Origin of the sequence: Neisseria sp. HMSC066H01 (assembly GCF_001837375.1) — a bacterium.
In the GTDB taxonomy this organism is placed as follows: Bacteria; Pseudomonadota; Gammaproteobacteria; order Burkholderiales; family Neisseriaceae; genus Neisseria.
Genome location: NZ_KV832194.1, coordinates 483,120 through 489,562 on the forward strand (window position 1 = coordinate 483,120; position 6,443 = coordinate 489,562).

8 protein-coding genes and 1 pseudogene are annotated in these 6,443 nt (G+C 40.3%); 3 read left to right on the forward strand and 6 right to left on the reverse strand.

Features of this window, described 5'->3' with window-relative positions; all coding sequences use genetic code 11:
• Position 1: 1 nt before the first annotated feature.
• Positions 2-472 carry a type 2 periplasmic-binding domain-containing protein gene (locus HMPREF2551_RS10605; RefSeq protein WP_210400282.1) on the forward strand — a complete coding sequence of 157 codons (471 nt, stop codon included), beginning with the start codon at positions 2-4 and terminating at the stop codon, positions 470-472.
• 31 nt (positions 473-503) lie between these two features.
• On the opposite strand, the gene HMPREF2551_RS06445 is transcribed toward HMPREF2551_RS10605, so the two are convergent.
• The gene (locus HMPREF2551_RS06445; RefSeq protein ID WP_049249358.1) at positions 504-1,544 is read right to left on the reverse strand and encodes an LLM class flavin-dependent oxidoreductase; all 1,041 of its coding nucleotides are present in this window, start codon (positions 1,542-1,544) and stop codon (positions 504-506) included.
• Between the two features lie 11 nt (positions 1,545-1,555).
• Entirely contained in the window at positions 1,556-1,762 is a 207-nt protein-coding gene (locus tag HMPREF2551_RS06450; protein ID WP_049249357.1) for a zinc-binding dehydrogenase, read from the reverse strand.
• 909 nt (positions 1,763-2,671) lie between these two features.
• Here HMPREF2551_RS06450 and HMPREF2551_RS10775 point away from each other — a divergent pair.
• Positions 2,672-2,902: a FitA-like ribbon-helix-helix domain-containing protein gene (locus HMPREF2551_RS10775; RefSeq protein ID WP_070837951.1), complete on the forward strand. Its 231-nt coding sequence runs from the start codon at positions 2,672-2,674 to the stop codon at positions 2,900-2,902.
• A complete protein-coding gene (locus HMPREF2551_RS06460) occupies positions 2,902-3,327 on the forward strand; it encodes a type II toxin-antitoxin system VapC family toxin (RefSeq protein ID WP_070837953.1) in 426 nt (141 codons plus the stop codon). The genes HMPREF2551_RS10775 and HMPREF2551_RS06460 overlap by 1 nt, the downstream gene beginning before the upstream one ends.
• A gap of 286 nt (positions 3,328-3,613) precedes the next feature.
• On the opposite strand, the gene HMPREF2551_RS06465 is transcribed toward HMPREF2551_RS06460, so the two are convergent.
• The 4 genes and pseudogenes from HMPREF2551_RS06465 to HMPREF2551_RS06480 all read right to left on the reverse strand — a co-directional run bounded on the left by HMPREF2551_RS06465 (position 3,614) and on the right by HMPREF2551_RS06480 (position 6,310).
• Entirely contained in the window at positions 3,614-4,162 is a 549-nt protein-coding gene (locus HMPREF2551_RS06465) for a hypothetical protein (protein ID WP_070837955.1), read from the reverse strand.
• Positions 4,155-4,823 carry a hypothetical protein gene (locus HMPREF2551_RS06470; RefSeq protein WP_070837957.1) on the reverse strand — a complete coding sequence of 223 codons (669 nt, stop codon included), beginning with the start codon at positions 4,821-4,823 and terminating at the stop codon, positions 4,155-4,157. Before HMPREF2551_RS06470 ends, HMPREF2551_RS06465 begins: the two co-directional genes overlap by 8 nt.
• Positions 4,813-5,091: a hypothetical protein gene (locus tag HMPREF2551_RS06475; RefSeq protein WP_070837959.1), complete on the reverse strand. Its 279-nt coding sequence runs from the start codon at positions 5,089-5,091 to the stop codon at positions 4,813-4,815. Before HMPREF2551_RS06475 ends, HMPREF2551_RS06470 begins: the two co-directional genes overlap by 11 nt.
• 309 nt (positions 5,092-5,400) lie before the next feature.
• Positions 5,401-6,310: pseudogene (locus HMPREF2551_RS06480) on the reverse strand (IS5 family transposase).
• Between the last annotated feature and the right edge of the window lie 133 nt (positions 6,311-6,443).

Sequence of the window (6,443 nt, forward strand, 5' to 3'; positions counted from 1 at the left end):
AGTGATTACTGAAGCCGATGACAAAATACAAACCGACCAAAGCTACGACAAAATTCTGGAATTGGTCGGGACGCCAACTTTGCTCAAGCGATTAGATTTTCCTAAAGATCTGCAAGATTTAGCTCAAAATTATCCGCTGAGTGGTTTGATTGACCCTAAGCTTAAACGTATTTGGCAGTGGCAAATCAATGCTGAACAACGCTTTATACCAAACCGCGCGATTTTTTTTGCCTCAGATGTGCAAAGCGAACTGCAATCAGCATTGGCTGGACGCACTTGCTCTTATCTTATCAACAGTGTTTGTGATCCCTATTTAGAAAACGGTCAATTGGTGGAGCTCTTCCCTGAAATTGAAAAGCAAAAATGGCAGCTTTATTTGTATCGACCATATCAAACGATTGTTGCCGAGCGGGTGATATGGGTATATAACAAACTAAAAGAGATCTTGTTAGCGAAAATGGTTAAGGCATAAAAACATGGCGAGATAATCTCGCCATGTTTTTTTACAATAGCTTATCCACAATCGCTTTCAACATCGTGTAAGATTGGGTTTGTTTTTGTTCATCAAAAATATAGCTCACTGCCATAATTTCATCAAAATGTACCCGCTCACGTAATTGCTTGAGTTGAAAATCCACGCTTTCAGGACTACCGATAAGCGAACAAGCAGTCATTTGTTCTACTACGGCACGCTCTTGGTTGTAAATTGGGATTTCCTCGAAATTGACAGGACCAAAGTGCGGTTTCTTTTGGGCGTGCATTTGAGCTTTCCAAACATCTTCTTCTGAAGCCATAGGCGGTTGTAAATTTTGTTGTGCGTTAGTCACCACGCTTAAGAAAAATAGTGTTTGTGTTGTCGCCAGTTGTTTCGCTTCTTTATCGGTTTCAGCAACAATCGCGTTCACACCTAAGATGACATAAGGTTCAGCAAGATAGGTAGAAGGTTTGAAGTTTTTGCGGTAAATCTCCACCGCCATTTCCATCATGCGTGGCGCAAAGTGTGAAGCAAAGGCGTAAGGCAAGCCAAGCTCTGCCGCAAGATACGCACTTTCGGTGCTAGATCCTAAAATGTAAAACGGTATATTCAAGCCCGCAGAAGGATAAGCAGAAACTGGGTTGCAATCTTTAAAGTAACCTCGAAGTTCTGCAATTTCAGCAGGGAAATCCAGACTGTTTCGTCCACGGCGAAGTGCTGCAGCCGTTTGCATATCAGTTCCTGGTGCACGGCCTAAACCGAGTTCAACACGGTTTGGGTAAAGTGTCTCCAGTGTACCATATTGCTCAGCTACTACATACGGCGAATGATTCGGTAGCATCACACCACCCGATCCAACACGCAAAGTTTTCGTATTGGCTAGCGTATGCTGAATTAAAAGTGCGGTCGCTGAACTCACCAAATTTTTCATATTATGATGCTCAGCAATCCAATAGCGTTCAATGCCAATGTTCTCAGCATGTTTTGCAAGATTCACCATCGAATCGACCGCTTGCAAATAAGTTTGCCCTTCACGAACGGGGACAAGATTGAGAATAGAAAGTTTCATGGTGTTTCTCCTTATTGATTGAGCAAAGTGAAATCCAACATCACTTTCCCAATATGCGTGCCTTTGTCCATTTCTATATGGGCTCTTGCTACGTCTTTAAAATCAAATACTTGATGAATAATCGGTTTGCCGATTTCACCGTTGCCGAGTTTTTCCCAGAGCTCGTTGCGTAAGGATTGGGTGATTTCTGCCTTTTCTAATTTGGTGCGACTGCGCATTGTTGAGCCGGTGATTATGAATATTGATATCTATTGGCTGAATCATACTTTATTTTAAGATAAAAAAAAAGCTTAGTGAGAAAAAAGAGAATATTGAGATGAGGGAACGTGAATTAGTTTAGTAGGTTTAAATAAACGAGCAACAGATATCTTAATGAACAAATGCTAGCATTATGAATTTAACATAATATAAATTATGTAGTTTTTCCCTATACCTAACAATCGCCGTTGTTTATTCCTGTTTGTTAACTATTGGTTAATCTTAAAAGATTCCGTATAGTACTCCAATTTTTAGTATAAAATCAATGGTTTTTAAGAGAAATTTGGTAGTTTAATCATGCCGTAACTCTACCACTTAATTATTGTTTAGTGGAATAGGGTAGAGAGCAGGGAGCAAGTAGCTCAGTACGATACCAAGTACCTTCAACTCACAGACTGTCACTCTATCACTGATAGCAGGCTTAATGGAATAGGACGGAACTGCTGAAAAACTGACCCAAAACCTGAAGCATCAACTTGATGAAAGCGAGCAATTCAGCAATCTGGCACGAAAATTGTCGGAAAGCGGACATAAAGCGGAAGCGAAGCTTATGCAGGATATTGCCGTTGCGGCAGCCGGTCGATCCATTGTCGGAGAAACATTAGTGGAACGCAGCAATACCCAATCAGCAGAAAATCCGTCCCTGCATCATGAACACGGGGATGACGGATTGACACGCTAGTTTTGAATCCGTACATACGACAAACCATATTTGCAGAAACCATACGGCAACGACAACCCGGCCGCAGCACTGGAAACGGTGCTGCGGCCGGGCTTTTTTGTTTATAGGCAATACACACCTCACTTGCTATCAATTTACAAAAATGATAGCATTTGACAGTATTCAAACAACCTCGAAAGGAACGGATATGCCTTCCATTACAGTCAGAAACCTATCCGAAGAGACCCATCGAGCCCTTAAAGCACGCGCATTAGCCGCCGGTCGGAGTACGGAAGCCGAAATACGGCTGATACTGGATCAAGCTGCACGTCCAAAACAACGCATCCGTCTTGGTTCACTGTTATCTGATATCGGTAGGGAAGCAGGAGGGGTGGATTTGGACATAGAACGGAAAGAGCAAGCTGAGGTACGGTTCTAATGATTCTGCTAGACACCAATATCATTTCTGAACCACTCCGCCCCAAACCTGATTCTGGCGTCATCGCTTGGTTGGACAGACAACCGGTGGAAACACTATATCTTTCCAGCATTACCGTGGCGGAACTGCGTTTTGGTATCGCCATCCTTCCCGAAGGCGGAAAAAAAAGGCTGTTGTTGGAAAAACTGGAAGAAACAGTATTACCTGTATTTTCAGACCGTATTTTGGATTTTGATATCGAAGCTGCCGTTGCCTATGCCGAAGTCCGTGCAACAGCGCGGGCAGCAGGATTCACCGTTGCGACGGCAGACGGCTATCTTGCGGCCATAGCCTGCTACCACCATATGACAGTTGCTACCCGAGATATAACTCCGTTCACCGCAGCCGGATTAAAAGTTATCAACCCGTTTCTAGGTAGTAAATAAATAGACCTTACTAAACAACAGTCTCTCTCAACTGACTAACAAACAAAAAAACCTGTGGTCGTACAAGATTTGGTACGACCACAGGTTTTTTTAATGTCTAAATTATCAGTACTATACTCTCAAACACTATTTTGTTAAATTTCCATTAGAGTGCCTAAGGGTATGCTTGAACAACCCCTAACCACCAAAGCTCTACAGAAACATGACAAAAAAGTCAGCCCTCAAATAATCAAGCTACTCTAAATGATGAAAAGATGGATTTAATATGGTTGAAAGGGTTTATTCATTAAAACACCTTTTCCAATCTTTCAGCATAATTATGGAGAAGTTCATTTTTTTCACAATCTGTTAAATTTACATCTCCATTTTTTTGTTTTATAGTCTTAGTTTTAAATTCAATAAATAATGAATGAGACATTAACTTTTCTTTTATTGAATCTAACAATTCTTGCTCCTCAAAACCTAAAGGCATCTTTTCAGAAGTATGGTTAAAAATACCCATTTTAATATCAGCATGCCCGTAGAAATTTGGAGGGTCCCTTGAGTCTTCAACTGTTGCCTCCGAAGATAAAATACAGTGCTTTGTTAATAAGGCAAAACCATGTAATTCACTATTGGCTCTCTTACTTGCAATCTCCTTACCTTTACTAAGGCATTCTGACTCTGTAAGAAGTTCTGTCCGAAGACAAGAGATATCTTGCGTACCCCTTGGTGGTTGGAAAATATTCATCTTAATTCTATTACCAGAAACATTTACAGGGGAGATTACAATCCTAATAATTACTTCAGAATCTCCAATTTCAATAGATTCATCAATTTCAGTAGATTTATTCATTATACTCATCATTTTCATTAATATAACTATATTCGAAAAATCCATTTATAGAGTTTGAAATTTTATGTAATAAATGATTATATTCTTTTATTTTAGAAAAAAATCTAAGTCCTGATTGATTTGTAAGATATTTACTATAGGATGAAATACTAGTATCTCCTATTCCAATAACTGAATTTTTTATTCTTGATTTTTTAAAAAAAATTCTGAATACAATTACACCATTAACCCCTGGTTCTAAATGAACGTCTTCAATCTTTTGCGCAGGGATTTCACCTTTAAATATTTGTTTAAGTACCTTATGTGCATTTGTTAATACAGATTGATCAAACTTTCGTGCTCCAAATCCATCCCAATTAGATTTAAATAGTTTTAATTGTTCCAAGGACTGTTTAACATCCAAGTATAACTCTTCATTACCTAGATTATATTCAATGTGTTTTTGGGGCCTTAATACATTGATATAATATTTATCCTTAGTTATTTCATTTATCAGAATAGAATAGAAAAATCTATCATCAATTTGACATGCTAATTCCTTTTTATCTTCTCTTATTCCTCTTGACTTGGATTTGTTAAAAGGGACAATATGATTATGTTTTAAATCATTAAAACCAAAGAAATTACTTTTCTCTATATCTTTTATCTTATTAATTTGCATAGTTATCCAAATATTGAGTTAGTGCATCTCTTAAATGTTTCGCAACTTCATTTGGCATAGCAATTGAAGTAATAACATTAACTTCAAGATCATTTGTTTGATTAGAGGTAGAGTTGATTTTATGAGTTACAGAAGCATATAAAAAGTCAACAATGACATAATCTTTAGCTCCCTCATTTGTAACAGATAAACTGTTACAAAGTTTAGGTGCTTCTCTTCGTTTAATAACTATATCTTTTTGGGGGACAACAAGACTTTTTTTGGACATGATAAAAATCCCTCTTATGCCTCAATAAAGTAATCTAAGTTAATTTATTGAGGCATATTGGCATATTGTTCGAACATTCATTTAAATGACTTATATTACAAAATCTAGAATCAGGTTTCAAGTGTTACTTTAAAACAGCCCGTATAACCAAATAATTAAGCTGAGACCTTTGCAAAAAAGCCCCTCCCTCGACAGCCGAAACCCAAACACAGGTTTTCAGCTGTTTCTGCCTTTAATTGCTCCTAATTTTACCCAAATGCCCCCCTTAATCCCCCTTGGATACCTGATAATCAGGCATCCAACCGCCTTTTAGGCGGCAACAGGCGCACTTAGCCTATTGGCGGCTTTCAACAGGTTCAAACACATCGCCTTCAGATGGCTTTGTGCACTCACTTTGAGCAGACCAAAATAGGCTGCCCGCGCATAGCGGAATTTACGGTGCAGCGTACCGAAACTTTGTTCAACCACATAACGGGTTTTCGATAAATATCGGTTGCGTTTGGTTTGCGCTTCCGTCAGCGGATGTTTGCGGTGGGCTTTGCGCATAATGCCGTCCAGCAACCGATGCTCTTCCAGTTGTTGCCGGTTTTCCTCACTGTCATAGCCTTTGTCGGCATAGACGGTCGTACCTTCGGATAGACCTTCCAACAAAGGCGACAGGTGTTTGCACTCATGGGCGTTGGCGGGAGTGATGTGCAGTTTCTCGATATAGCCTTCCGCATCGGTACGGGTATGTTGTTTATAACCGAGTTTGTAGAGGCCGTTTTTCTTTGTCCAACGGGCATCTTTGTCCTTACTCGGTGTGGTTTGGCCGCTGACTTGTCCTTCCTCGTCGACTTCTATGGCCTGACGCTGTTTGCTGCCGGCAGTCTGAATAATGGTGGCATCAATGACGGCGGCGGATGCTTTCTCTACTTTTAGGTTTTTTTCGGCCAGTTGTCGGTTAATCAGTTCCAGCAATTCGGACAGGGTGTCGTCTTGCGCCAGCCAGTTCGGGATCGGAGAGGCTGTGCCATTGGCCGAGCAGGACGGCTTTGAACATGGATTAACAGGGGTAGGCGGGACGACCACGGTGGTCTCGAAGGTAACGGGTTTTTTGACGATTCAGGTATTGTTCGATCGGCTGCCAATCAATCACCTGATCCAACTTCAACAGTGGGAAACGGTCAATGTGTTTGGCAATCATGGCTTGGGCGGTTTGCTGGAAGAAGGTACTCATGGAAAATCCCCTAAATGTCTTGGTGGGAATTTAGGGGATTTTGGGGAATTTTGCAAAGGTCTCACAAGGGATTTGTTGAGAAAAAGGCTGAGGAATATAAACAAAAAGGCCGTCTGAAATTTTCAGACGGCCT